The 25,083-nt window shown below is 69.1% G+C and carries 25 protein-coding genes; 10 read left to right on the forward strand and 15 right to left on the reverse strand.

Annotation, left to right across the window (positions count from 1 at the left end; genetic code table 11):
• The 4 genes from LHU95_RS11815 to LHU95_RS11830 are packed head-to-tail and all read right to left on the reverse strand — an operon-like array spanning position 1 to position 2,577.
• Positions 1-330 carry a cupin domain-containing protein gene (locus tag LHU95_RS11815; RefSeq protein WP_248707158.1) on the reverse strand — a complete coding sequence of 110 codons (330 nt, stop codon included), beginning with the start codon at positions 328-330 and terminating at the stop codon, positions 1-3.
• Positions 327-1,499 (reverse strand): glutathionylspermidine synthase family protein, encoded by a 1,173-nt coding sequence (locus tag LHU95_RS11820; protein WP_248707159.1) that lies wholly within the window; start codon positions 1,497-1,499, stop codon positions 327-329. Before LHU95_RS11820 ends, LHU95_RS11815 begins: the two co-directional genes overlap by 4 nt.
• Positions 1,499-2,161, reverse strand: a complete 663-nt coding sequence (locus LHU95_RS11825; protein WP_248707160.1) for a DUF1190 domain-containing protein — start codon at positions 2,159-2,161, stop codon at positions 1,499-1,501. Before LHU95_RS11825 ends, LHU95_RS11820 begins: the two co-directional genes overlap by 1 nt.
• A gap of 11 nt (positions 2,162-2,172) precedes the next feature.
• Positions 2,173-2,577: a DUF350 domain-containing protein gene (locus tag LHU95_RS11830; protein WP_248707161.1), complete on the reverse strand. Its 405-nt coding sequence runs from the start codon at positions 2,575-2,577 to the stop codon at positions 2,173-2,175.
• Positions 2,578-2,695: 118 nt separating this feature from the next.
• Here LHU95_RS11830 and LHU95_RS11835 point away from each other — a divergent pair, with 118 nt between their 5' ends.
• From LHU95_RS11835 to LHU95_RS11855, 5 genes are all read left to right on the forward strand, one after another.
• A complete protein-coding gene (locus LHU95_RS11835; protein WP_248707162.1) occupies positions 2,696-3,670 on the forward strand; it encodes a DctP family TRAP transporter solute-binding subunit in 975 nt (324 codons plus the stop codon).
• 5 nt (positions 3,671-3,675) lie between these two features.
• A complete protein-coding gene (locus tag LHU95_RS11840) occupies positions 3,676-4,149 on the forward strand; it encodes a TRAP transporter small permease subunit (RefSeq protein ID WP_248707163.1) in 474 nt (157 codons plus the stop codon).
• Positions 4,146-5,432, forward strand: a complete 1,287-nt coding sequence (locus LHU95_RS11845; protein WP_248707164.1) for a TRAP transporter large permease — start codon at positions 4,146-4,148, stop codon at positions 5,430-5,432. The genes LHU95_RS11840 and LHU95_RS11845 overlap by 4 nt, the downstream gene beginning before the upstream one ends.
• 272 nt (positions 5,433-5,704) lie before the next feature.
• Complete coding sequence (locus tag LHU95_RS11850) at positions 5,705-7,642, forward strand: AsmA family protein (RefSeq protein ID WP_248707165.1); 1,938 nt, start codon at positions 5,705-5,707, stop codon at positions 7,640-7,642.
• 259 nt (positions 7,643-7,901) lie between these two features.
• Positions 7,902-8,426, forward strand: coding sequence for a DUF5943 domain-containing protein (locus LHU95_RS11855; protein ID WP_248707166.1), 525 nt, complete (start codon positions 7,902-7,904; stop codon positions 8,424-8,426).
• Here LHU95_RS11855 and LHU95_RS11860 read toward each other — a convergent pair.
• The 6 genes from LHU95_RS11860 to LHU95_RS11885 all read right to left on the reverse strand — a co-directional run bounded on the left by LHU95_RS11860 (position 8,413) and on the right by LHU95_RS11885 (position 14,386).
• Positions 8,413-9,933 (reverse strand): tripartite tricarboxylate transporter permease, encoded by a 1,521-nt coding sequence (locus LHU95_RS11860; protein WP_248707167.1) that lies wholly within the window; start codon positions 9,931-9,933, stop codon positions 8,413-8,415. The two genes, LHU95_RS11855 and LHU95_RS11860, sit on opposite strands and share 14 nt — an antisense overlap.
• On the reverse strand, positions 9,933-10,424 hold the full coding sequence (locus tag LHU95_RS11865; protein ID WP_248707168.1) for a tripartite tricarboxylate transporter TctB family protein: 492 nt from the start codon (positions 10,422-10,424) through the stop codon (positions 9,933-9,935). The genes LHU95_RS11860 and LHU95_RS11865 overlap by 1 nt, the downstream gene beginning before the upstream one ends.
• A complete protein-coding gene (locus LHU95_RS11870) occupies positions 10,421-11,443 on the reverse strand; it encodes a tripartite tricarboxylate transporter substrate-binding protein (RefSeq protein ID WP_248707169.1) in 1,023 nt (340 codons plus the stop codon). The genes LHU95_RS11865 and LHU95_RS11870 overlap by 4 nt, the downstream gene beginning before the upstream one ends.
• Before the next feature lie 81 nt (positions 11,444-11,524).
• Positions 11,525-12,319 carry a GNAT family N-acetyltransferase gene (locus LHU95_RS11875; protein ID WP_248707170.1) on the reverse strand — a complete coding sequence of 265 codons (795 nt, stop codon included), beginning with the start codon at positions 12,317-12,319 and terminating at the stop codon, positions 11,525-11,527.
• Positions 12,312-13,358, reverse strand: coding sequence for a dihydrodipicolinate synthase family protein (locus tag LHU95_RS11880; RefSeq protein WP_248707171.1), 1,047 nt, complete (start codon positions 13,356-13,358; stop codon positions 12,312-12,314). The genes LHU95_RS11875 and LHU95_RS11880 overlap by 8 nt, the downstream gene beginning before the upstream one ends.
• Positions 13,358-14,386: an NAD-dependent epimerase/dehydratase family protein gene (locus LHU95_RS11885; RefSeq protein ID WP_248707172.1), complete on the reverse strand. Its 1,029-nt coding sequence runs from the start codon at positions 14,384-14,386 to the stop codon at positions 13,358-13,360. Before LHU95_RS11885 ends, LHU95_RS11880 begins: the two co-directional genes overlap by 1 nt.
• Positions 14,387-14,448: 62 nt before the next feature.
• Between LHU95_RS11885 and LHU95_RS11890 the strand changes: the two genes are divergently transcribed.
• Entirely contained in the window at positions 14,449-15,504 is a 1,056-nt protein-coding gene (locus LHU95_RS11890) for a malate/lactate/ureidoglycolate dehydrogenase (protein ID WP_248707173.1), read from the forward strand.
• Positions 15,450-16,760, forward strand: coding sequence for a hydantoinase/carbamoylase family amidase (locus LHU95_RS11895; RefSeq protein WP_248707174.1), 1,311 nt, complete (start codon positions 15,450-15,452; stop codon positions 16,758-16,760). Before LHU95_RS11890 ends, LHU95_RS11895 begins: the two co-directional genes overlap by 55 nt.
• Positions 16,761-16,770: 10 nt before the next feature.
• On the opposite strand, the gene LHU95_RS11900 is transcribed toward LHU95_RS11895, so the two are convergent.
• From LHU95_RS11900 to LHU95_RS11920, 5 genes are all read right to left on the reverse strand, one after another.
• A complete protein-coding gene (locus LHU95_RS11900; RefSeq protein ID WP_248707175.1) occupies positions 16,771-17,739 on the reverse strand; it encodes an NAD(P)-dependent oxidoreductase in 969 nt (322 codons plus the stop codon).
• A 246-nt stretch (positions 17,740-17,985) separates the two neighbouring features.
• Positions 17,986-19,287 (reverse strand): citrate synthase, encoded by a 1,302-nt coding sequence (gene gltA, locus LHU95_RS11905; RefSeq protein ID WP_248707176.1) that lies wholly within the window; start codon positions 19,285-19,287, stop codon positions 17,986-17,988.
• A gap of 227 nt (positions 19,288-19,514) precedes the next feature.
• The gene (locus LHU95_RS11910) at positions 19,515-20,078 is read right to left on the reverse strand and encodes a thermonuclease family protein (RefSeq protein WP_248707177.1); all 564 of its coding nucleotides are present in this window, start codon (positions 20,076-20,078) and stop codon (positions 19,515-19,517) included.
• Positions 20,079-20,134: 56 nt separating this feature from the next.
• Positions 20,135-21,385: a CHAD domain-containing protein gene (locus LHU95_RS11915; RefSeq protein ID WP_248707178.1), complete on the reverse strand. Its 1,251-nt coding sequence runs from the start codon at positions 21,383-21,385 to the stop codon at positions 20,135-20,137.
• Positions 21,386-21,510: 125 nt separating this feature from the next.
• The gene (locus LHU95_RS11920) at positions 21,511-22,044 is read right to left on the reverse strand and encodes a histidine phosphatase family protein (RefSeq protein WP_248707179.1); all 534 of its coding nucleotides are present in this window, start codon (positions 22,042-22,044) and stop codon (positions 21,511-21,513) included.
• 115 nt (positions 22,045-22,159) lie between these two features.
• Between LHU95_RS11920 and LHU95_RS11925 the strand changes: the two genes are divergently transcribed.
• From LHU95_RS11925 to LHU95_RS11935, 3 genes are read left to right on the forward strand one after another with little or no spacing between them, the layout of a single operon-like run.
• Positions 22,160-22,903 (forward strand): SDR family oxidoreductase, encoded by a 744-nt coding sequence (locus LHU95_RS11925; RefSeq protein WP_248707180.1) that lies wholly within the window; start codon positions 22,160-22,162, stop codon positions 22,901-22,903.
• A 1-nt stretch (position 22,904) separates the two neighbouring features.
• Positions 22,905-23,519: a DUF6134 family protein gene (locus tag LHU95_RS11930; protein ID WP_248707181.1), complete on the forward strand. Its 615-nt coding sequence runs from the start codon at positions 22,905-22,907 to the stop codon at positions 23,517-23,519.
• Positions 23,506-25,044 (forward strand): cryptochrome/photolyase family protein, encoded by a 1,539-nt coding sequence (locus tag LHU95_RS11935; RefSeq protein WP_248707182.1) that lies wholly within the window; start codon positions 23,506-23,508, stop codon positions 25,042-25,044. Before LHU95_RS11930 ends, LHU95_RS11935 begins: the two co-directional genes overlap by 14 nt.
• The last annotated feature ends 39 nt before the right edge of the window (positions 25,045-25,083 follow it).

The following is a 25,083-nucleotide window of genomic DNA, read 5'->3' on the forward strand; positions in this document are numbered from 1 at the left end:
TCATCCCCCGCTGCGATGGTGGATGGCCAGCCAGATGGCCGGCGGCTCGGTGCTGGTCCAGTCCACGCGGTGGCGGCAATGGGCCGGCAGGGCCACCCAATCGCCCGGCGCAAGCCGGATGGGTTCCTCGCCCTCGATTCGCAGCACGGCCGCACCGGCCATGAGCAGGACGAATTCATCCTCGGGCTGATCATACCAGAAGCCTGGCGGGCTGGCCGCGCCGGTCGAGGCAATGCGCTCGATGCGCAGGCCAGGGCTCTGGAGCAGCGCGTCGAATTGCTCGCCGCCCGGGGGTGCCGTGGTCCCGTCGAGCAGGCTTCCCCGCTTCATGCGAAGAGATGCGGCACGACGCGGCTCGTATCGCGCAGGATGGCGGCCTGGCTCTCGCGCAGGATGATGCCGGCCGCCGCATCGCCGACCACCCAGGAGCCGATCAGCGCATTCCAGCCCGCGCGCTGCGGCAGCTTCGCCAGCGCCTGCGTCACGAAGCGCGCCTCCTCTGGCGCATAGGGGCCATCGGTCGTCGCCATGGTCAGCCCTGAGCGGATCAGCGCGATATTGGCGCCCTCGCGGCCCAGGCAGGGCTTTTGCACGCAATTGCCGCCCGCCAGCAGCACGCGCCCAGGGACCGTTTCCAGCAGATGCGGATGGCCGGGAAACAGCCGCCACAGCACGGCGAGGATGGCCTTGTCCGACAGCAGCGCCTTCCAGGGCGGCTCCAGCACGCCGCAGCCATCCTCCGCCAGGTAGGGGCCGAAATGGTCGCGGATCATCCATTCCCAAGGGTAGAGCTTGTGCAGGAAGCGGATCGCATCACCCGCTTCGTCCACGAAATCCGGCCGCTTCCAGCCGATCCTGTTGAGATCGATCGCCCGCGTGGCAATGCCGGCCTGCCCGGCGAGGTCCCGGTAATAGGTGGAATGCGCCCATTCCTCCGGGCTCTCGGCGAAGGCCGCGAAATGCATCGGCTGGCCGGACAGGAGTGGCGCGAGGGTCGTGAAGCGCGCCAGCAGCTGCTCGTGCAGCGAATTGAACTGGTCCGCTTCAGGGTGTGTATCCTGCAACCAGACCCATTGCGCGATCGCCGTCTCGATCGCCAGGGTCGGTGTATCGGCGTTGTATTCCAACAGCTTGATGGCGCCGGATTCGTCGTCGAAGGCCAGGTCCATGCGGCCCATCAGCGCCGGGTCGCCGCGCCGCCAGGAGCGGCGGATGTAATCGCTGAACCAATCGGGCAGATGGAAGGCTTCGCGCAGCAATTCCGGCTCACGCGTCACGAGGTGGTCCACGGCATCCAGGCAGCGCGCGTGCAACTCCACCGTCGCGTCATCCAGCGCGTCCACCTCGGCCGCGGTGAAGCGCCAATGCGCCCCCTCATGCCACCACAACCCGCCCTCGGCGCCGGTCACGGGCTCCTGGCCAGCGGAGTGATAGGTGAGGCCGATTTCCTCCAGCTTCGCCTGCCAGTCCGGGCGCGGGGGGCTCTCGATGCGCTGCATCAGCTGGAGGAGGAGTAGCCGCGCGCGCTCGCGCCGAAGCCACCGCGCGCGATGCTCGTCCCGGCCCCGGCGCGGGGCGAGGCGATCGTGGATGCCATGGCGGCGGAGGGGGCAAAGGTGGCTGCCCCCCGCCGCTCCGGGGCGCTGCCGGCGTAGCTGCTGCCTGAATAATAGAAGCGTGAACCGCTGCTGCTGCCGCTGCTGCTTGTCGCCGTGGTGCAGTTCTGGGCGGGCTGGCCTGGCTGGCATTGCGGGGGTGGGCGGCCGGCGTAAAGCGGCGCGCTCACCCGGCCTGCTCCGCCCTCCAGCATCCGGCCGATCATCAGCCCGGCCATGACGGGGATGGCCACGCTGGTCAGGCCTGCTGCCGCCAGGGCCTTGTCGGAGGGGCGGTTGGCGGGCGTCACCTCACAGGCGCTGCCGGTTGCTTCGCGGCAGGCCTCGATGCTGGCGAAGCGGGGCGCCGTGAGGGCGTGCCGCGCCTGGCCCTCGGCGAAGCTGCGCTCGCAATCGGCCTGGGCTTCCGCGCCGAAGCGCTCCACGCAGGCGGAAAGATCGGGGACGACGACGTCCACCGCGTCCACATCCTCACCCCCGCACGCCTGCAAGGCGATGGCCGAAGCGGCCAGAAGCGTCAGGCGGATATGGCGGGAACGTCGCATCGAAGCTTCCCTCAGACGATCATCGTGGCGGCGTTCAGCATGCCGGCTGCAAAGGAGATCACCCCCAGAAAGAGGCCCGAGGCCACCTGTCCCTCCTCCATCCGCCGCGTCAGATCCGCGCCGAGCAGCAAGCGGGCGACGAAGAAGGCCAGCACCTGCACCACAAGGCCGATCAGCCCCCAGACGAGCAGATCGCCGCGGCTGACGGCATGCGCCAGCACCGAGGCCAGCACCAGCGCATAGCCCAGCAGGGCCCCTGCGAAACTCGCGGCCGCGGCGGCATTGCCGGCGCGGATCAGGCGCAGCTCATGCCAGGGTGTCACGCGCAGATAGAGCGCCCCGAAAGCCGCCAGTAGCAGGGCGCTGATCGGAAACCAGGTCAGGAAGGCGGGCAGGGTGGCGAGATACTGCGTCACGGAACATCCTTGGCGCGACTGGCCTTCGAGCATAGGTCCGATCCGCGCGGCGGTGGAAGCTTCTTGAGGCAGGCCCGGCCGCGTGCAAGGCTGGACGCCTGAGCGAAAGGCACGCCCCATGATCTCCCGCCGCCCCCTGCTTGCCGGCCTTCTGGCCGCACCCGCCCTGGCACGGGGGGCCGCGGCGCAAACCCGACTTCGCCTCGCGCATGTGCTGCAGCCGACGCATTCCTGGCACGTCGCGGCCGAGGGCTTCGCGCGCGAGGCCAATGAACGCTCCGGTGGGCGCCTCGCCGTGCAGGTATTCCCGGGCGCGCAGCTTGGGCAGAACCGCCAATTGCTGGAGGGCATCCAGACCGGCACGATTGAGCTGGCGCTGGTCGGCTCCTCCGACCTCAATTCCTTCGAGCCCCGCTTCGGCATCATCGAGATGCCCTATGCCTGGCTCTCCCGCGAGCAGGCCTTTGCCGCGCTGGAAGGGCCGCTGGGCCAGGCGCTGGCGCGGCTTGTCGAGTCCAAGGGGATGCTTGATCTGGGCCTTTGGGAGAATGGCTTGCGGCATGTGACCAATCGCCGCCAGCCCGTGACGCAGCCGGCCGATCTGCGCGGGCTGAAAATCCGCACACCGCCCGACCGCGTGCGCGTGGACACCTTCCGCGCATTGGGCGCCGAACCCGCACCGCTGGCCTTTGGCGAGCTTTACGCGGCCCTCCAGCAGGGCTTGTTCGATGCGCAGGAAAACCCGCTTTCCATCATCTTCACCTCCTCCTTCTTCGAGGTGCAGCGCTTCCTCTCGCTGAGCGGGCATGTCTGGGGGGGTGCGCATCTGATGGGCTCCAAGCGCGTACTGGACCGCCTGCCCGCCGGGGATCGTGCGTTGCTCAGCGAGCTCGGCCAGAAATGGGGCCGGGCGCAGCGCCAGATGATCGCCGATAGCGACGCCGATTTCCTGGCCAAGCTGCGTGAGAAGGGCATGGCGGTGAATGAGGTGGACAAGCCTGCCTTCCAGCGCGCCGTGCAACCCGTCTGGGCGCAATATGAGGCAGCCTTCGGGCCGGACATCATGGGGCTTTACCGGCGCGCCGTGGCGTGAAGGCCATGCGGGCAGCGGCGGGCTTCGTTTCCGCCGCCTGCCTCGCTCTGGCGGCATTGCTGACGGCCGCCATCGCGGCGGTGGTCGCCTGGACGGTCCTCTCGCGCTTCGTCTTCGGCCGAACGCCCAGCTGGACCGAGGAATTGCCGCGTATCCTGATGATCTGGGGCGTCTTCCTGGGCCTCGTCTGGACCACGGGGCGGGGCGTGAACCTGGAGGCGGGGCTGCTGGAACTCTGGGCGCGCGGCCCGCGTCTGCGCGCCGCCTGCCGGGTGATGGCGGAAATCCTGGTGGCGGCCTTCTGCATCGTGCTGGCCATGACGGCGGCCGAAATGGCCGAGATCACCTGGACCTCCACCACACCCGCCCTGGAGGTCACGGCGGCCATCTTCTACCTGCCGGTCGCGATCGGAGGCCTGCTGGCGGCGCTGCTGCAAATTCCGCGCATGCTGGATGCCGTGCTGGCGCTGCGCCGATGACAGTGGGTGTGCTGACCCTGCTGGGGCTGTTCACCGTCACGCTGCTGCTCGACGTGCCGATCGCCTTCGGACTCGGCATCGCGGCCTTCGGCTATCTGCTGATCTTTGACGCGGCCCCCGTGCTGGTGGTGGCGCAGCGCATGGTGGGCGGCCTCGATTCCTTCCCGCTGCTGGCCATCCCGCTGTTCCTGCTGGCCGGCAACCTGATGACCGGCGCCGGACTGACGCGCCGGATCGCCGAGCTCTGCGTGGCGCTGGTGGGGCATCTGCGTGGCGGCCTGGGTGCGGCGGCGGTGATGGGCTGCGCCTTGTTCAGCGCCCTCTCCGGCTCCTCCATCGCGGATGTGGTGGCGATTGGCGGGATCATGCTGCCGGCCATGGCCCGCCAGGGCTACCCGAAGGGCTTCTCCTGCGCGCTGCTTGGCTCGGCCGGCACGCTGGGACAGGTGATCCCGCCCTCCATCGTGATGGTGGTCTATGCGACGCTGACCAACGCGTCCGTCGGGCAGTTGTTCCTGGCGGGCTTTCTGCCAGGCGCCTTCCTGGCTGGCCTGATGATGGCGACCACCGTCTTCCTTGCGAAACGCCATGGCTGGGGCGGCGAGGCCGAGCCCTTCAGCACCGCGCGCGCCTGGGGCGCACTCAAGGCCAGCGGGCTGGCGCTGGTGGTGCCGATCATCATCGTGGGCGGCATCCGCGCCGGCCTCGCGACCCCCACCGAGGCCGCGGGGCTTGCCGTGATGTATGCGCTGTTCATCGGCGTCTTTGTCGAGCGGAGCCTGCGCCTTCCCGACATCTGGGCCTGCCTGCGGGATGCCGCCGAGGGCACGACGGCGATCCTGTTCGTCATCGCCACCGCTTCGCTCTTTGGCTGGATCCTGGCGGCAGAGCGGATGCCACAGGCCATCACCTCCGCCATCACCGCCTGGACCGACAGCCGGGCGATGGTGCTGCTGCTGCTGACCATCGTGCTGTTGCTGCTGGGCACTTTCATGGAGGCGCTGGCCACAGTGATCATCCTGGCCCCCGTGCTGATGCCGCTGCTGGCCGCCTACCGGATTGACCCGGTGCATTTCGGCCTGCTGCTGATCATCAACGTCTCGATCGGCGGGGCAACGCCGCCGCTCGGCGTGAATCTGATGGCGGCCTGCCGCCTTGCGGGGATTCGTGAGGTGGAGACGTATCGCTGGCTGCTGCCGCTGCTGGGCGTGCTCGTCCTGGGGCTGATGGTGATGACCTTCTGGGAGGATTCGGTCATGGCGCTGCCGCGCTGGATTGGCTAGGGCAGCCCCCCGCCACCAGGCCCGCACGCGGCAAGCGGCGGGTGGCGCTTCGGCCTTGCCAGAAGATTTTCATGACAATCTCCGCCCTCTGCTGCAACCGCACTCCTCCAAAGTGATTCCTTTGCAGGGCCATTCTTCGGCACGGCCCGCGATGGAAGACTCCTGGAGGAGACCTGCATGCGAGCGCGCCCCAATGGCCTGCTGATCCTGAGCTTCGGCGCGAAGGCGCGCGGGCCCGCGGCACCATCGCGCCTGCCCGGCCGGGGCCTCGCATGACCACGCGGCGACGGGGCTGGTTCATCGGGCTGGGCGTCTCCGCCTTGAGCCTTGTGGGGATTGGCATTTTCTTCCTGCTGGTCTTCTCCTGGGGCTGGTTCATCCCGCTGCTGGAAGCCCGTGCCTCCGCCGCGCTGGGCAGGCCCATCACCATCGCTGGCCTTCGGCTGCATCCCGGGCGCGTGACAATGGCCACCCTTACCGGTGTCCGCATCGGCAACCCGCCCGGCTTCGAGGCCCAATCCCCCTTCGCCGAGATCGAAAGCGTGGAACTCGGCCTCAACCTCTTGGCGAGCCTGCGCAGCGGACGCGCACATATCACCAGCCTCGCCGTGGATGGCGCGGCGGTGGAAGCCGTCACGCTGGAGGATGGGCGCAACAACCACAGCTTCGATATCCTGTTCGTGACCGCCGAACCGGAGCTGGCGCGCCAGGCCATCGGCATGGTCACGCTGCGCCGGTCGCGCCTGCATCTGGTCCACAAGCCCCTTGCGGCGGATTTCGCCGTCACGTTCGAAACGCGCGATGCGGCGGATGGCACGGCTGGCATCGCCGCTGAAGCCCAGGGGACCTACGCGGGCGCGCCGCTGACGGCGCGTTTCACCGGCGGCTCCATCCTGGCCATCGGCGATGCGGCCACTCCCTGGCCGGTGACACTGGAATTGCTGAACGGCACGACGCGCGGTTCCCTCACCGGGACCGTGCGCAACCTCCTGGCGCTGGATGGCGCCGACCTTCGGCTGGAACTCGCCGGGCCGGACATGCGGTTCCTGCGGCCGCTCACGGGCGTGCCCATCCCCAGCACGCCGCCGTTTCGTGTGGCCGGCCGGCTCGCCTATGGCGAAGGCAGAATTCGCTTCACGGAGATGCAGGGCCAGGTGGGCCAGAGCGACCTGGGCGGGACGGTGACGATGGACCCGCGTGGCGCGATCCCGGATATCACGGCGGACCTGATTGCGCGGCATGTGGACCTGGCGGACCTCGCTGGCTTCATCGGCGGCAATCCGGGCCGCGGCACGCCCATCCGCCCGGATTCACCCAGCACCGGCCGCGTCCTGCCAAACACGCCGGTCAATCTGCCGCTGTTTCGCGCGGCCAATGTCCATGCCCGGCTGCGGGCGGCGCGCATCATCGGCGAGGATGCGCCGCTGGATACGCTCGATGTCACGCTGGAGCTGATCAACGGCGTGGTGACCTTGAAGCCCCTGCGCGGCGGTGTGGGGCGCGGGGCCCTGGTCATCACCGGAACCCTGACCCCGCGGGAGCAGGGGGACCTGCACGCAGTTGGCGAGGTGCAGTTCCAGGGCATCGACATCGCGCGGGTGATGCAGGCACTGGGCGGGCGTGGTGGCGGCGCGCTGGAGGGGCGTGGCCGCATTGACGCGGTGGGGCGCTCCACCGCGGAGCTACTGGCGCGCGGCAATGGTGCCCTGGCTTTGCGCCTGGCAGGCGGTGACCTCAGTGCCTTCGCCGTTGACCTGGCCGGACTGCGCCTCGGCAATGCGATCTTCTCGGCCTTCGGGCTGCCTTCCCGCACACAGTTGGAGTGTTTCGTGGCGGATTTCGGCCTCGCGGCCGGCATCCTGACCACGCGCGCCATGCTGCTTGAGACGACGGATGCGCTGATCCTCGGGACCGGCACCATCCGGCTGGACCGCGAGGAGTTCGACATGCGGCTGCGCAGCCAGGCCAAGCGTTTCACCGTGGGCTCACTCCCCACCAGCCTCGCCCTTACGGGCCGGCTGAGCGATCCGAGCGTGGCGCCCGTCCTGGTCCAGGATCGCGGCGGGGATGGGGTGAGCGATCTGCTGGACCTGGCGCTGGCGCCGTTTTCGCTGTTGCCGGTCATCGAACTCGGGATTGGCGATGACCCGCGTTGCCGGGACGCCCTGCGGCGCACACGCAGGCCCGGCGCGGCTCCGCCGCCGCGCTAAAGCTTGCGCCGCTCGCACGGGCGCACGGAACAGCCTCCAGCCCGTTGATCAACGATCCCGTTTGGACGGATGCTGCTCTCGCTCTTGCGCCGGGCGGGCTGAAGCCTTGGCTCGGGTCGAGGCCTTTGATCCTGCTGCTTTCGGGCCGCATCGGCTTCACGGGGCAGACTCGGACGAAGACTGGATAGGTCTGTGATGGGCTGCCTTGCGTCTCTTTCACGCGCCGCCCAGCATGCAGGGCCGTCTTCAGGAGCGATTCATGGCCCAGCCCCAAGTGCCGATTGATGTGGACCCCGAAACCGGGATCTGGACCACCAACGGCCTGCCGATGATGTATCTGCCGCGCCACTTCATGGTGAATATGCAGCAGGCCATCGAGGGGGCGATGGGGGTCGCGGCGTATCGCGCCATTCTCTACCAATCCTGCCATCTCTCGGCCCTGCAATGGTGCCGGGCGGAGGCGAAGACGCATGGGCTGAGCCCGGAGGAGACCTTCCGCCACTACCTCAAGCGCATGTCGCAGCGTGGGCACGGCCAGGTGGAGATCGCCTCGCTCGACATCGCGGCGGGGCGGGCTGAGATCATCGTGCGGAACTCGGCCTATGCGCTGGGTTACGGGGCAGGGGCCGCGCGGCGCGTCTGCTATGTGTTCGAAGGCAGCTTCGCCGGCGGCATGGCCTATGTGCTGGAAGCAACCGGCGGCGCGGGCGATCCGACCTGCCATGAGGCGGCCTGCTTCGCCGAGGGCGCGCCGGAATGCCGCTTCATGGTCAGTTGCGGCTGAACCGCGCCATCACACCGCGCATGGCGCCCCGCACGGCGCGATTGCCGGCGGGGATGTTCATCACGAGCGTGAGAGCCACGATGGCGGCCAGCACGGCGCAGACCGGCCGCGTGAAGAAGGGCGTGAGATCGCCATCGGATATCACCAGGCCACGGCGCAGGCTCTTGTCCATCAGATCACCCAGTACCAGGCCGAGCACGAAGGGCGCCGCGTGATAGCCGTAGCGGCGCAGCGCGAAGATGATCACGCCGGTGAACAGCATGGTGTAGACGTCAAACAGGCGTGAGGCGATGCTGAAGCTGCCCACCACGCAGAGCACGCAGATGATGGGCATGATGACCGTCCGCGGCACGCGCAGCACCAGCAGCAGCGGCCGCACCAGGAACAGCCCGAAGAACAGGATGGCGAAGGTCGCGTAGACGTTCATCGCGACAACATCATAAACGAAGCTTGGGTTCTCGATCATCAGCATCGGCCCCGGACGCACGCCATGGATCATCATCGCGGCCAGCAGCACGGCGGCCGGGGCCGAGCCCGGAATCGCCAGGGCGAGGGCCGGGATGATGCCGCCAGGGATGGAGGCATTGTCGCCGGTTTCGGCCGCGATCAAGCCCTCGACGCTGCCCTTGCCGAATTCCTCGGGGTGCTTGCTGGCGCGTTTGGCCGCGGCATAGCTGGACCAGGCGGCCATATCCTCGCCCACGCCGGGGAGGATGCCGATATAGACGCCGATCACGCCGCTGCGCAGGATCGTCCGCCAATACATGATCACGTCGCGGATGCGGGGCAGGATGCTGTCCACGGCGAGCAGCTTGGGGCGGTGCCCACGCTCGGCCATCACGGTCAGCACCTCGGCAAAGCCGAAGGCACCGACCAGGACGGGTATGAGGGACAGCCCACCCGCCAGGTTCACATCACCATAGGCAAAGCGCTCATAGCCATGGATGCCATCCTGGCCGATCAGCGCGACGAACAAGCCCGCAACCCCCATGATCCAGCCCTTGAGCGGGTCCTCGCCGGTGATGGAGCCGGACATCATCACGCCAAACAGCGCCAGCCAGAAGAACTCGTAGGATTGGAAGGTGAGAGCGACCTCACCCAGGGCCGGTGTGATGAGTGCCAGGCAGAGAATGCCGAACAGGCTGCCCGCCACGCTGCCCGTGGTGGCGATGCCCATGGCGCGCCCGGCCTGCCCCTGGCGGGCCAGCTGGTAGCCATCGAGGCAGGCGGCGGCATTGGCCGCAGTGCCGGGGATGTTCAGCAGGATCGCGCTGCGGCTGCCACCATAGATGGCGCCGACATAGGCGCAGATCAGGATCAGGATCGCGTCATTCGGCGGCAGCTTGATGGTCAGCGTCGTCAGCAGCGAAATCGCCAGCGTGGCGGAAAGCCCCGGCATGCAGCCCACCAGGATGCCCAGCAGCGTGGCACCGAAGGTGTAGATCAGCGCACGCGGCTCCAGGAAGGCGAGCATCGAGTTGCCCAGCAGGCCGATGCCTTCGAACATCAGGGCAGCCGCACCAGGAAAAGCTCCTGGAAGATGAAGGTGAGGGCCGCCGCACCGATCACGGCAACAAGCCCCGCGCGCACCACGCCGCGCGCGAGGGTGCCGGCGGCGCGGCGCTCGGGCAATTCGAACAGCAACACCGCGAGGAACAGGAAGATGCCGGCGGCAAGCCAGAAGGGTGGCCCATGGCCCAGCACGCCCAGGCCAAAGCCCAGGCACAACACTAGTGCCAGCCCGATGCGCCATGGTGCGGCATCCGCATTCACCGCGAGTTCCGGGCCGGCGCCACGCCAGCCCCGCAGCGCCAGGATCACCCCGAACAGGACCAGCAAAAGCCCGAGCATCCCGGGCACCAGGCCCGGAATGGTGTACGGATTGATGTGCTGCGCCTCCAGCCGGGGCATGCGCCAGGATTCGAAGGCGATGAGCAGGCCGAGGGCCGACCAGAGCAGGCCAAAGAGGAAATCCGCCCGCTGCGACCTCGTGCTCAAAGGCGCTGGATGCCCACCGTATCGGGCGAAACCCGGCCGAGCCCCGCATCGTGATAAAGCCACGCCGTCTGGCGGACCATGACCCAGGCTGCGTCGAAGGCGGCCTGCCCATGCAGCGGCGTGAACAATGCGGCGCGCTGGTCGGCATAGTCCTTCAGGCGCTGGCTGTTCTTGATGCGGCTTTCCCAGACCATGCCCATGGCCTGCAGTACCGGTGCCGGCACCGTCTTGGGCGCCCAGATGCCGAAGTAGTTGAGCGGTGTGGGCACATTGGGCAGCCAGCGGCGGATCGAGGGGATTTCACCAAAGCCTTGCAGGGTCACCGGGCTTTCCGCCTGTACGGCCAGCGGCACAAGGCGCCGCCCGCGGATCATCTCGGCCATTTCCACCAGCAGGGCCGAGACGGCCGGAACCTCGCCCGCGACGGCGGCGAGAACGGCAGGGTTGCCGCCATCATAGGTCGCGTGGCGGTAATTCACGGCCGGGGCGGCAGCACGCACCGCCTCCATCATGTTGCGGCCCGCGGAGGAGACGCCGGCCGTGCCCACAGCCACATCGCGCCGCGCCTGCAAGGCCGCCAGCAGCGCCCCGAAATCGGCAAAGCCCGCGCGCGGATTGACCGCGATGGTGTTGATGTTGGCAACGGTGAGGAACAGGCTCCAATCCGCCAGCGCCGTATCGAGCAAACCCAGCACGCGATAGCAGCCGACGTCCACCGCCGCCCCGGCCGCCCAGGTATAGCCATCGGGGGCGGCCTGCATCGCATTGCGCGTGCCGATGCTGCCCGAGGCGCCGGGCTGGTTCACGATGACGAAGCGCTGGCCGAAGGCCTCCTCCAGCTCGGCCGCCGTCACGCGCGCCATCTGGTCCGTGCTGCCGCCCGCCGCCCAGGGAACGATGATGGTCACCGGCCGCTCCGGCCGCCAGGGCAGCGTCTGGGCCGAGACGCGGAGCGCGGGCAAAGCCAGGCCAGTGGCGGCCAGGAGAGCCCTTCGGTTCAGGCTGGGGCGATGCTTCATGGCTGCTTCCTCAAGCGTCGGGTAACCCGTTGGTTATCTCGATGCTGCGCCCCCAATTTGGGGGGCGTCAAGCAGGAAGGATCAGCCGAATTCCGGGCCGGCGAAGATCGGCGAAAGCGCCGCATCGCCAGGCAGGGTGGCGCCGAGGGACATGCGGGTGAAGGGCCGCTCCAGGACGCCCCCCGCTGCCTCGATGGCGGCGCGCAACGCGGATGCTGCGTCGCTGAGGTCCAGCACGCAAGGCTCGGCCAGGGCGTGGCGGGCAGCTGTCAGCAAGGCTTGCGCGGTGGCTGCGTCGCGCGCCACCAGCGGGCCGATTTGCGGGTGCCGATGGCCATCGCGCGCCAGGACGAAGCTGCCATCGGTGGCCAGGAAGGCGGCCTGGGGGCGGCGGGCGAAGAAATCCGCTAGCAATGCGGCGCGGGGCGCGCCAAAGGCCAGAGCATCCTGCGCGATGACCGCCGGCAGGTCCTCGGGGCGCATCGGCCGCAGGGTGATCCCTTCCGCCGCCATCGGCGCGGGAAGCCGCCAACGCGCGAAGCCCGAGCGCGCGATGAAGCCCAGCCGCTCATAGACCGGCCGGCCGGCCAGCGTGGCATCCAGCGCGATGCAGCCCGTGCCATCCAGGTTTTCGATGGCCCAGCGCATCAGCCGCGTCGCATGCCCCTGGCGGCGCAAATCGGGTCGCACCAGCACCATGGAGACCCAGGCGAGATGGGGCGCATAGCGCAGCGTAGCGGCGGTGGCGGCGAGTGCGGCACCGCCGTCATCCAGCGCCTCGACGCGGCCCTGGGTCTCGAAGAGCCGCCAATCAGCCTCGGTCTGGTTCCAGCCGATCAGCGCCGAAAGCGCGGCGGCGCGCGGCAGGTCAAGCAAGCCAGGCCTCGCGATGGGCGGCGACGAAGGCATCATCCGTCAAATCCGGGTAGCGTTCCGCCACGGCCGTCAGGGCTTCCGCCTGGCCGGGCGAAAGCCCCTCGGCCGGGTCCAGGCACCAGGTGCCCTCCAGCAGGCCCTGCCGGCGCAGCACCTCATGGCAGCCGGCAATGACGCCGTGGAAATCATGCGCGACATCGAAGACGGCGGCGTTCATCTCCGTGACCGCGGCATCCAGCGCCAGCAGATCAGCCGGAATATCACCCGTGACAGCCCGGCAACGCGCCCGCAACTGCACGGCGGCGCGCGTCCAGACCGACCAATGGCCCAGCAAGCCGCCCACGATCCGCAACTCGTGCATGCGGCCCTGATGCGCCAGGCGGAAGGGCGTCAGCAGATCGGCCACGATGTGATCATCATTGCCGGTGTAGAGCGCGATGCGGTCCTGCGCGCCCGCCTCCAGCACGCCGCGCAGCACATCCAGCGTGCGATAGCGGTCAAAGGGCGCGATCTTGATGGCGATGACATTCTCGATCTCGGCGAAGCGCCGCCAGAATGCCGCGGAGAGCGGCACGCCGCCCACCGCCGTCTGCAGGTAGAAGCCAAAGACCGGCATCTCGGCCGCCACGCTGCGGCAATGCGCCACGATCTCATCCTCGCTGGCCCCCTTGAAGGCGGCGAGGCCGAGCAGGACGGCGTGATACCCCTCGCTGCGCGCCAGCTGCGCCTCGCGCACCGCCTGCTCCGTGCGGCCGATGGCGCCGGCGATGAGCAGTGGCATCTGGGCCACCTCGCGCGCCGCTTCGGCCGCGATGCGCAGGACCGGCGCGTGCAGGCCCACCTCGCGAATGGCGAATTGCGTGGTGTGCACGCCGACGGCCAAGCCCCCCGCGCCGGCGGCCAGGTAGTAGCGCGAGAGGGCGCGCTGCCGTCGCGCATCCAGTTGGCGCTCGGCGTTCAGCGCCAGCGGATGCGCCGGAATGGCGCAGCCCTGGCGCAGTGTGTGCAGCAGACCTGCGGGCCAATCCGTCCAGCGCATCAGAAGCGCCCGTCCCGCACTTCGAATTTGGTGGCGCGGCCCAGGCTGCGCCCGCCATCCCTCACCCAATCCGCCACCCAATCCAGCAGCAGCGCCACCGGCACGCGCGGATAGCCAAAGACGCCGAAGGCGCGCGCCGCGTTGGAGAGCAGCGCATTGGGTGCTTCCTCGCCGACGAAATGCGGCTCGACATCCATGCGGGTGGCCAGCTGCGTGGCGGCCCAGCGGATGGAGAGCGTCTCGGGGCCTGTCACGTTCAGCACGGGGCAGGTGGCATCGGCGTGGCGCAGCGCGCGCAAGATCCAGGCATTGGCATCGCCCTGCCAGATGACATTGGCGTGCCCCATGGCCAGCGGAATGGGCGTGCCGGAGGCCAGCTTCAGCGCCAGGTCGTGCAGGACGCCATAGCGCAGATCAATCGCGTAGTTCAGCCGGATGCCGAAGCATGGCGTGCCACGCGTGGCCGCCGCATGCTGAAACACGCGCTCCCGCCCGAGGCAGGAGGCGGCATATTCGCCGACCGGGGCAGGGGGCACGCCCTCATCCGCGCCGCCGCTGGCCAGCGGGACCAGCGGCAGCACATTGCCGGTCGAGAAGAACACGATGCGCGACGCCGCCCAGCGTGCGGCCACGCGGGCCGGCAGCAGAACATTCATCGCCCAGGTCAGCGCCTCATTGCCGGTGCTGCCGAATTTGCGCGCGGCCATGAAGATGACGTTGGGCGCATCGGGCAGGGCGGCCAGCGCCGCATCATCCGACAGATCGGCCGTGCGGCATTCGATGCCCCAGGATTCCATCCGCTCCCGCAGCCCGGGCTCGGTCCAGCGTGCCACGGCGATGACGCGCCGCGCCGGATCGGCCCGCCTCGCCAGGCGGCACAGCGTCGGCCCCATCTTGCCGGCGGCACCCAGCACCAGGATATCCCCCGGCACGGCGGCGAGGTCGCTGACCAGCGCGGGATCCGGCCGGCTCAACACCTCCTCCAGGGTCGCTTCGTCGGGGATGGTCCGGGGCCAGGGCGTGTCCATGGGCAAAGCCTATCGCGGCGCCCCCGATGGCGGAACCCGCGCGGCTGTGTTTCGATCCCCGTATGCCCCAGATCGCCCATGACGCCCTGATCCAGCTGGTTGCCGAGATGCTTCGGCGGGTCGGCGCCGAACCGCCCATCGCGCAGCAGGTGGCCGCGGATCTGGTGGAGGCCAATCTCCAGGGGCATGACAGCCACGGCATGCAGCTGGTGCCGCGCTATGTCGAGAATACCGAGAAGCAGCTGATCACCCCCAATGCCCTGGCCGAGCAGGTGGGCGGCGCCGGATCGCTGGCCGTCTGGGATGGGCGGATGGGCTATGGCCAATGCATCGGGCGGCAAGTGACGGCGGCCGGCATCGCCGCGGCGCGGGAGCATGGATTGGCCGGCTTCGGCCTGCGCAACACGCATCATCTGGGCCGCATCGGCGCCTATGCGGAGATGGCCGTGGCGCAGGGGATGATCGGCATCTTCTTCGTCAACGCCGTCAGTGGCCGGCCCGTGGTGGCGCCGTTTGGCGGGACGGATGGGCGCATGGGCACCAACCCGATCTGCATCGGCATTCCGAAATCGCCCGATCCGATCATCCTGGATTTCGCGACCAGCGCCATCGCCGTGGGCAAGGTGAAGGTGGCCTTCAACGCCGGAAAGCCGGTACCCCCGGGGGCGCTTGTGACGCATGAGGGCGAGTCGAGCACGGATGCGGCCGTGATGTACGGGCAGGGGCCGCGTGGCGCGCTGCTCTCCTTTGGCGCGCACAAGGGCTACGGCCTGGCGCTGGTTTGCGAAATCCTGGCCGGCGCCCTGACCGGCGGCGGCACCAACCAGCCGGCCACGCCGAATGACCGCGGCATCGTGAATGGCATGATGGGCATCCTGCTCGACCCCGCGCGGCTGGCCGAGAACCCCGGCTTCGCGGCCGAGGTCCAGGCCATATGCGACCATGTGCAGGCCAGCGCGCCCGGCCAGGTGCTGCTGCCGGGCGACCCCGAGCGCCGCGCCAAGGCCCAGCGCATGGCCAATGGCATCCCGCTCGATGACGTGACCTGGGGCGATCTATCCGCATGCGCCAGCCGCCTCGGCATCGCCGAGGCCGCGATCCGCGCGGTGCTGCTGTGAAGCCCGCCGATCACGTCACGGCCCTGGTGCAGCGCCTGCTGGATGGCGTGGCGGAGATCGGCGCGGACCCGCCCGGCATCACGCGCGATGCCTATGGCCGTGGCGAGAACGCGGCCCATGCGCTGATCGCCGAGGCCGGCCAGGCGCTCGGCATGGTGGCCAGCACGGATGCTGGCGCCAATCTCACGCTGCGCTGGGCGGCACGGGACCCACAAGCCGCGCCCATCCTGATCGGCTCGCATCTGGACAGCGTGGTGCAGGGCGGCAATTTCGACGGTGCGGCGGGTGTGATTGCCGGCCTTGGGGCCGTGGCCGCCTTGCAGGCCGCCGGCATCGCGCCACGCCGCGACATCGAGGTGCTGGCGCTGCGCTGCGAGGAGGCGGTGTGGTTCGGCCTGGGCCTGATCGGCAGCCGCTGCCTGCTGGCACGACTGCCGGAGGGCGCTCTCGATCTGCGGCATGCACGCAGCGGGCTGAGCCTCGCGGAGAGTATCGCGGCCTGCGGTGGAAATCCCGCGAGGCTGCGCGAAGCCGCACCGCTGCGCGATCCAGGGGCGATCGGCGCCTATCTCGAACTGCATATCGAGCAGGCGCCGCAACTGATCGAGGCGGGCGCGCCGCTGGCCGTGTGCCTGGCCAATCCCGGCAATCTGCGGCACCCCTTCATCCGCATCACCGGCGAGGATGCGCATACCGGCCTGCCGCACCGCTTCCGCCGCGATGCGGCGCTGGCCGGGGCTGATCTCTCACTGGCGCTGGAACAGCTCTGGCTGGCGGAGGAGGCGGCGGGGCGCCCCATGGCGGTCACCATCGGGCGCTTCCACACGCCGGCCGCGCGGCACAGCCTGACGGCCGTCTCCGGCCAGTTTGAACTGAGCCTGGATCTGCGCGGCTATGGTGCGGCGCATCTGCAGGCGCTGGAGGCGGAACTCGGGCGGATCGTGGCCGAGGTTGCCGCGCGCCGGGGTGTGACCATTGCCCTGGGTGAGCGCAGCGCGGCCTCGCCGGGGTTGATGGACCCGGGCCTGATCGCCGGCCTTGCCGCCGCCGCCGCCCGTGGCGGCGTGGCCGCGCCGCATCTGAACAGCCCGGGCAGCCATGACGCGAACAACTTCGCGGCCTCGGGCGTGCCCACGGGCATGCTGCTCATCCGCAACCAGAATGGTAGCCACAATCCCCATGAGGCGATGGACACGCCCGATCTGATGGCGGGCATTGCCGTGCTGGCCGAATGGATCGCCACGGAGCGGGCGTAGGCACGCTGCGTCAGGCGAGGCGCGGCTTGAAGCGCGTCGCCTGAGCCGCGTTGACCGCGCCCTCGGGCAGCCGGCCCGCGGCCAGTGCTGCGACCTGGCGCACCGTATCCATCGCCTGGTGTTCGGCCGCGGCGGGCGTCAGGCCGCCAATATGCGGCGTTGCGATCACATCCGGCCGGGCGGCTAGGCGCGGGTTGGGCATCTGGTCGGGGAAGGCGCCGACATCCATCGCGGCCCCGGCCAGATGGCCGGAATCCAGCGCCGCCTCCAATGCGGCTTCATCCACCAATTCCCCGCGTGAGAGGTTGATGAAGAAGGCCCCGCGCCGCATGGCGGCGAAGGCCGCTGCATTCACCATGTGGCGTGTCTCCGGCGTGGAGAGGGCCAGGCAGATCACGAAATCCGGGCCGGACAGCACTTCCGCCAGCGTATGCGTGCCGCCATCCGGATCATGCGCCAGAACGCGCATCCCCATGGCGCGCGCCACCTCGGCCAGGCGGCGGGCGATGCGGCCATGGCCCACCAGCCCCAATGTGGCGCCTGAGAGCTGCAAGCCGGGCCGGACCTCGGGGATGCGGCCCGCGCGGTAATCCTGCACCGATCGGCTGACGCCGCGCGCGAGATCCACCATGAAGCCGATGCCCAGCTCCACCACCGCATCCACGAATCCCGGCGTCGCGCGAGTGACGAGAATCCCCTGTCGGGAGGCGGCCGCCACATCCACCGTGCTGATATCCACGGCGCAGCGCAAAAACGCCTTGAGGTGAGGGGCGTTGTCGAAAGTCGCCGCGGTTCCGGGGCTACCGCGATAGGCGATGATGGCGTCACAGCCGGTCGCGGCCTCGGCCAGGGCTTCGTCGCGGGGCTCGGTCTCGGTCAGGTTGCGCACGACCTGCGCATGCGCCTGCAGCGCCGCGAGGGCGCGCTCCCCGAAGTAGCCAGGGAAGGAGAGGGTGCCGTGTGAGAGATAGACCTTCATCAGGAACCCCGCCGCAGATGGCCAATCGGCGGAGAGGAAGCGATCCGCCGGCCGCGCAGCAAAGCATGTTCCCAGGCGAACCGTCAGTATGCGGCGCGCTGAACGGCGCAGCGCGGCCGGATCAGCTGGATGGGATCCCCGAATGCCGCGATACGGGCGCTGCCCGGCCAGTCACAGGGCGCGCCCGGCACGGAAGTCTGGCCGGCAGAGCGGGCTGCCGGCCGGAGACGCAATCGCTATCCGGAATTAGTCCCGGCTGGCCACCGGCTTGTAGTCCCGTGCGCCGGAGCCCGTGTAGATCTGACGTGGCCGGCCAATACGCTGGCTCGGATCCTCGATCATTTCCTTCCACTGGCTGACCCAGCCGACGGTGCGCGCCACGGCGAAGATCACGGTGAACATCGAGGTCGGGATGCCCATCGCCTTGAGGATGATGCCCGAATAGAAATCCACATTCGGATACAGCTTGCGCGAGATGAAATACTCATCCGTCAGGGCGATGCGCTCCATCTCCATCGCCATGTCGAGCAGCGGCTCATCCTTGATGCCGAGCTCGGCCAGCACCTCATGGCAGGTGTCCTTCATGATCTTCGCGCGCGGGTCGAAGTTCTTGTAGACCCGGTGGCCGAAGCCCATGAGCTTCACATCGGAATTCTTGTCCTTCACCTTCTCAATGAAGGCGGGGATGTTTTCCGGCGTGCCGATGTCGCCGAGCATTTTCAGCACAGCCTCATTGGCGCCGCCATGGGCCGGACCCCAGAGGGCCGCGATGCCGGCGGCGATACAGGCGAAGGGATTGGCCCCGGTGGAGCCGGCAAGCCGGACCGTGGAGGTCGAGGCGTTCTGCTCGTGATCCGCATGCAGGACCAGGATGCGGTCCATCGCACGTTCCAGCACCGGCGAAACCTCATAGGGCTCGGCCGGGACCGTGTTGAGCATATAGAGGAAATTCGCCGCGTAGCTCAGCTTGTTCTGCGGATACACGAAGGGCTGGCCGAGAGCGTATTTGTAGGCCATGGCCGCGATCGTCGGCACCTTGGCGATGAGTCGGAAGGCCGCCACTTCGCGCTGGCGCGGGTCATTGATGTCCAGGTTGTCGTGATAGAAGGCGGCCAGGGCGCCGACCACACCGCACATGATGGCCATCGGGTGCGCATCGCGGCGGAAGCCGTCGAAGAAGCGGCGGATCTGCTCATGCACCATCGTGTGGTAGGTGACGTCCTTGCGGAACTTCGCGAGCTCGGCCGCATTCGGCAGGTCGCCGTTCATCAGCAGGTAGCAGACTTCGATGAAGTCGCTGTGCTCGGCCAGCTGCTCGATCGGGTAGCCGCGATACATCAGGATGCCGGCATCACCGTCAATATAGGTGATCTTGCTTTCGCAGCTGGCGGTTTCGCCATAGCCCGGGTCGTAGGTGAAAATCCCGAGGCTGGAATAGAGCTTGCGGATATCCGCCACCTGCGGCCCCAGCGTGCCGGAGAGAAGCGGCAGTGAGGTGCTGCTGTTGCTCCCCTCGACCGTGACGGTAATCGAGCCTGACTTGCTCATGGTTGCAGCCTTCCTCAACGGGTTGGGCGCGGAGGTCGTGCTCGCCGCGCCATGTTGCATTGCAGTGTAGGCAGGTCAGCGCCCTTGTCCATTGGCCTGCCCCTCGAACGCCCAGTTGCCGAGGAGACGAGGGCGCTCTGATGCAAGGGCGTCACCCATTCAGGCGCCATGGGTCTGGCCGCAATCGGCCATCGCCCGGTTGCCCGGGCAACCACGATATGGGGTCCTCAGTAGCCCCGGCGCCAATGCGCGGGGGGCTCGAAACCGCCGGCCCAGAGACCGCGCTGCGCCTGGCGTGCCGCAACCTCCAGCGGCGCGAGCGCCGGCACGGCGCCACCATCGGCCAGTGCCCAGCCGGTCGTCACCATGGCGGCGTTGAGGTCCAGGTCACCCGCGCGGCAGGCACCGAGGGCTCGGCCGAAGCGATCCCGGCCCGCCACGCGACAATCCACGGACTTCTCGCCAACGAGGCGCGCCAGTTCGGCCGCTGCCGCCGTGCCGCAATCATAGAGCCGGCCTTGCGGGTCGGTGCAGAATTGGCCGCGCTGCGGCGCCTCCACCCCATAGAGGCGCAGCATCCGGTCCCCCAGGCGCAGGGTGTCGCCGTCCACGATGCGGATTTGCGCATTCGGCGTCGCCCAATCCTGCGTCCGCGGGGCGGAGCCCATCAGTTCGGAAGGCAGGCCCAGGGCCAGTATGCCGCCGCCCACCAGTGCCGTCGCGCTGACGGCGAAAGCGCGCCCCCAGCGACGGGGCGAACGGGCGGGTTGGTAGAGTTTCCGACGGCGCATGGGTGATGTGGTTAACCCAGGCTGAAGGGAACTGGCAACCCGCTTGTTTCACGATATTACAAATTCAAGGATTCCCGGGCTTTCCAGAAAGGCTTCGCCTTGCGCAACGCCGCCCAGGCCCCGATGGCCGCGATTCGGCTGCCCTCGGCGCGGCCCGCGGCAAAGCCCGTGACCGTCCCGATCGCGAATCCGCCCGCCCCGCGCCCGGCGAGCTGCATGGCCAATTGCCGCGCCACGGTCGCGTCATTGGCGAGGCCCAGCGCCTCCTGCAATTCGGCCAGGCGCCGGGTGAAGCGCTTGGCCGCGCGCCCCGGCCAGATGGCCGCGAAAGGCTCGGCCGCATAGCGCAGGCGCTTGGCGTCGAGGCGCATCTCGTGCAGCGCCGCGCTGTCGAGCTGCTCCATCGCGGCACCGGCGCGCTTCAGGCGGCGCCAGCGTTTGCGCAGGACTTCGGCCGCGAAGGGTGCCAGCGGCTGGTCCAGCCCTGTGCCCGAGCGGATCTGGCCCAGCTGCAGACCCAGCCAGATGGTGCGGCGAAATGCCGCGCCGGCGAGCAGGACGCCAAGCGCCGCATAAGCCGCATCCCGCTCCCGCGCGGCGGTGGCCAGCAGCCTCTTGAGCCGCGTATCGCCGCCCAGCGCGCCCAGGGCGCCAGGCCCGATCCCCATGAGGAAAACATCCCAATCCCGCGCCGCGCCCAGCGCCTGCGCCAGGCCCCGCAGCTCCGCATCCCATTCGCGCCAGCCTGGCCCATCCACCACCGGGCGAAACAGCTTCAGCAGCGAGCGCATGCGCCGGATGGCCACGCGCGACTGATGCACCCCGCGCGGCCCGGCGCCAAGGCGGCAGCCCGGTGTCTCGGCCAGGAGCACATCCAGCAGATGGGCCAGGGCCGCCAGCAAGGCCGTCTCGATACCCTCCGCCCCGGCCAGGCTGGGCGGGCCGGCGCGGCGGTGCCGGGGGGCGCGCCCTTCGGCCAGGGCCAGGGCGGCCTCGGCCAGGCCAAAGGGTGCGGGCAGCAAGGGCAAGGTAATGGCCAGCTCGGTGGCGAGCACCAGCATCTCCGGCGCTTCGCCCTCAAGGAACAGCCGGGCGATGCGCTGGCGGGCCTCGCCGGCCTCGATGCGCCCCTCAAGCCAGCTGACACCTTCCGCCAGGATGGCGCGGCGGCCGACAAAGCGCGCGATGGGAAGGGCGGTCGGATCCGGTGGCACGACTTCATCCGGCGGCAAGGTGCCGGGCCAGAGCACGCCATTCTCGGGTGGCACGGGGTATACGCGGCGCCAGGCGCGTTGCCGGCGCTGCAACAGCGGTGCATCCGGTGCTTCGACACGAAACCAGGTGATGGTTTCGGCGTGCCAACTGGGCGATTCGGCCAGGCGCGGATGCACTGGCCGGCCGGCATGGCCGGCGCCCGGGGCGAGTTCGAGGATCAGACCGCCACCTCCGGCAGATCGCGCGGTGCCAGGAAGCGCACCAGCCTGCCACCGCCATCCTGCAATTGCCGCCAGGCGCCGGCCACGGTGAATTCAGCGAGCGCGCCGGTCGGGTAGCCCTCGGTCAGGCGGCGCGCATGCGCACCACCCATCGCCACGCCAGCTGGCCCCATCAGGGCCAGGCCCAGCTCGTGCAGGCCCGGATTATGGCCGATCAGCAGCACGGAGCGCGCGGTCTCGGGGATGCCGCGCAGCGTTTCCATCAGCCGCTGCCAGGGTGCGAGGTAGAGGTCATCCATCACCTCGATGATGGGTGAACCCTCCAGGGGTTGCAGCGCTTCCAGCGTTTGCAGCGTGCGCCGCGCGGAGGAGACAAGGACGATATCCGGCGCCAACCCCAATTCGCGCATCTGTTCCGCCATGGCGGCCGCAGCCTGCCGCCCGCGCGCATTGAGCGGCCGGGCGTGATCGGAGAGCGTCGCCTCATCCCAGGAGGATTTGGCGTGGCGGAGCAGCAGGAGCTGGCGCATGCCCGGATTGTGGCACGGCGCGGCGGCGCTGTCCCGCCCCCTTGATGGCGGGGGTTACGCATCGCGCCCAAGACACCACCTCCGCATCGTGCAGTTGAAGGAGTGCGAGTTTTCCATGGCGGATCGAATCCTGATCCTGGGTGCGACAGGCGGCGTTGGCGCCGCCCTGGCGCATCGTGTCGCGGCGCGAGGCGCGCAGCCGGTGCTTTTCGCGCGCGATGCCGGCCGCCTCGCCGAATTGGCGGCGGCTTTGCCGGGCCCGGTGGAAACCGCGGTGGTGGACGTGACGGATCTCGCTGCCCTCAAGGCCGCCATCCTGGCGCTGGGCGGGCCGCTTTCGGGCCTGGCCTTCTGCGTGGGCTCCATTCTGCTCAAGCCGATCTCCCGCACGACGGAGGCGGATCTGCTGGATGCGTTCCGGCTGAATGCCCTCTCGGCGGCGATGGCGGTGCAGGCGGCGGCGCCGGCCCTGGCGGCGGGCCCCGGGGGAAATCCCGGCAGCGTGGTGCTCTTCAGCTCGGTCGCGGCGCGGACCGGCTTCACCAACCACCTGGCCATTGCCGCCGCCAAGGCAGCCATCGAAGGCATGACGGTTGCCATGGCGGCGGAATTGGCGCCTTCCATCCGGGTGAACTGCATCGCCCCCAGCCTGACCCGCACAAGGATCGCCGAGCCCTTGACCAAAAACCCCGCCATGGCCGAAGCCATCGCCAAGCTGCACCCGCTGCCCCGCCTGGGTGAGCCCGAGGATATCGCCGCCATGGCCGACATGCTGCTCTCCCCCGCATCCGGCTGGATCACCGGCCAGGTGATCGCGGTGGATGGCGGGCGCGGCAGCTTGCGCACCCGGGCCGGTTGAGATGCTGGGCAGACGCAGGCTTCCGCTGCTTCTCGCGGCCCCCGCTGCGGCCCCGGGCTTGGCCCGGGCGCAATCCACCGCGAATTACCGCTGGCGCGTGCTGCGCAACGGCACAGAGATCGGCAGCCACAACATCACCTTCACCGAGCGTGGTGGCGAGCGCATTGCCGTCTCCGAGAATATCGTGACGCCTCGGGTCATGGGCATCGTGGTGTTTCGTTATGAGCACCGGCTGACCGAGGTGACGCGCGCCGGGCGCTTCGTTTCCGTCCGCTCCAGCCTGAACCGCAACGGCACCATCGTCGAAGTGGCGGCCGAAGCCGCCGCGCAGGGTGTGGCGCTGCGTGGGCCGGAAGGCACGCTCAACCTGCCGGCGCAGGCCGTGCCGCTTTCCTGGTGGGAGCCGCAGCGCTTTGGCGGCGCGGTGCCGCTGTTTGGCACCACCACCGGCAAGCCGCTCGATCTGCGCTGGACGCGTGAGGCCCTGCCGGCCGGCACTCGCTGGCGCACGGCGGGCGAGATCGAGGCCGTGCTGGAATTTGATGCCAGCGGCCGCTGGACCGCCTATCAGGTCAAGGGCGATGACGGCAGCACAGTGATCTATGCAGCCGCCTGAACTGAGACTGGTGCTGGGCGACCAGTGCTCCGCCTCGCTCTCGGCGCTGGAGGATCTCGATCCCGCGCGGGATGTGGTGCTGATGATGGAGGTGCAGGCGGAATGCACCTATGTCCCGCATCACCCGCAGAAGATTGCGCTGATTCTCTCGGCCATGCGGCATTTCGCGCGCGCCCTGGAAGCACGTGGGGTGCGGGTGGATTACATCCGCCTGGATGATCCGGCGAATACGGGAAGCTTCTCGGGTGAGGTCGCGCGCGCCGTGGCCCGCCATGCGCCCGCCCGCATCATCGCAACCGAGCCGGGCGAGTGGCGCGTCCTGGCCGAGATGGAAAGCTGGGAAGCCACGCTCGGCCTGCCCGTCGAAATCCGCGACGATACGCGCTTCCTGGCGGATCTGGCCTTCTTCCGCCGCTGGTCGCATGGCCGCAAGCAACTCCGCGTGGAGTTTTTCTACCGCGAGATGCGCCGCGCGACCGGCCTCCTCATGCAGGGCGACCAGCCAGAGGGGGGCGAGTGGAATTACGACGCGGAAAACCGCAAGCCGCTGCCCAAGGGCATGCTGCCGCCCGCCGCCCCCCGCTTCCCGCCCGATGCCATCACGCAGGAGGTCATGGCGCTGGTGGCTGCCCGCTTCCCCGCGCATTTCGGCCGGCTGGAGGGCTTCAACTGGCCCGTCACGGCGGCCGAAGCCAAGCGGGCCCTGGCCGCTTTCATCGCCGAGCGCCTGCCGCGCTTCGGTGATTTTCAGGACGCCCTGGCGGAGGGCGAGGCGACGTTGTTCCACAGCCTCATCTCCACCAGCCTCAATATCGGCCTGCTGCTGCCGGGCGATGTCTGTGCTGCGGTCGAGGCCGCCTACCGCGCCGGCCAGGTGCCGCTGAATGCCGCGGAGGGCTTCATTCGCCAGGTTCTGGGCTGGCGGGAATATGTGCGCGGCCTCTATTGGCTGAAGATGCCGGGCTATGGCGCGACCAACGCGCTGGCAGCGCACCGCCCGCTGCCGGAATTCTTCTGGAAGGGCGATTCCGGCCTGCGCTGCATGGACGCCGCGATCACCCAGACCCGGGACCTCGCTTATGCCCACCACATCCAGCGCCTGATGGTGACCGGCAATTTCGCGCTGCTGGCCGGGTTGGACCCTTTGGCGGTGCAGGAATGGTATCTGGCCGTCTATGCCGATGCCTTCGAATGGGTGGAACTGCCCAACACCCACGGCATGGCGCTGCATGCCGATGGCGGCGTCATGGCCAGCAAGCCCTATGCGGCGAGCGGCGCCTACCTCAACCGCATGGGCAATCACTGCGCGCGCTGCCGCTACGATGTGAAGCGCGCGGAAGGCGAGGGGGCTTGCCCCTTCAACTTTCTCTATTGGGATTTCATCGCGCGCCATGCGCAGGATTTCGCCGGAAATCCACGCATGGCCATGCCGCTGAGCACCCTGCGCAAGATGGCGCCGGCCAAGCTTGCGGCCTTGCGGTCCGAGGCCGCGAAATTCCTGGACACTGTGTCACCCTTGCCTTGACCTGCCGCCGGCCGCGCGGTTGAAGGAAGCCTGCCGCCG

The organism is Sediminicoccus sp. KRV36, assembly GCF_023243115.1.
GTDB lineage: Bacteria > Pseudomonadota > Alphaproteobacteria > Acetobacterales > Acetobacteraceae > Roseococcus.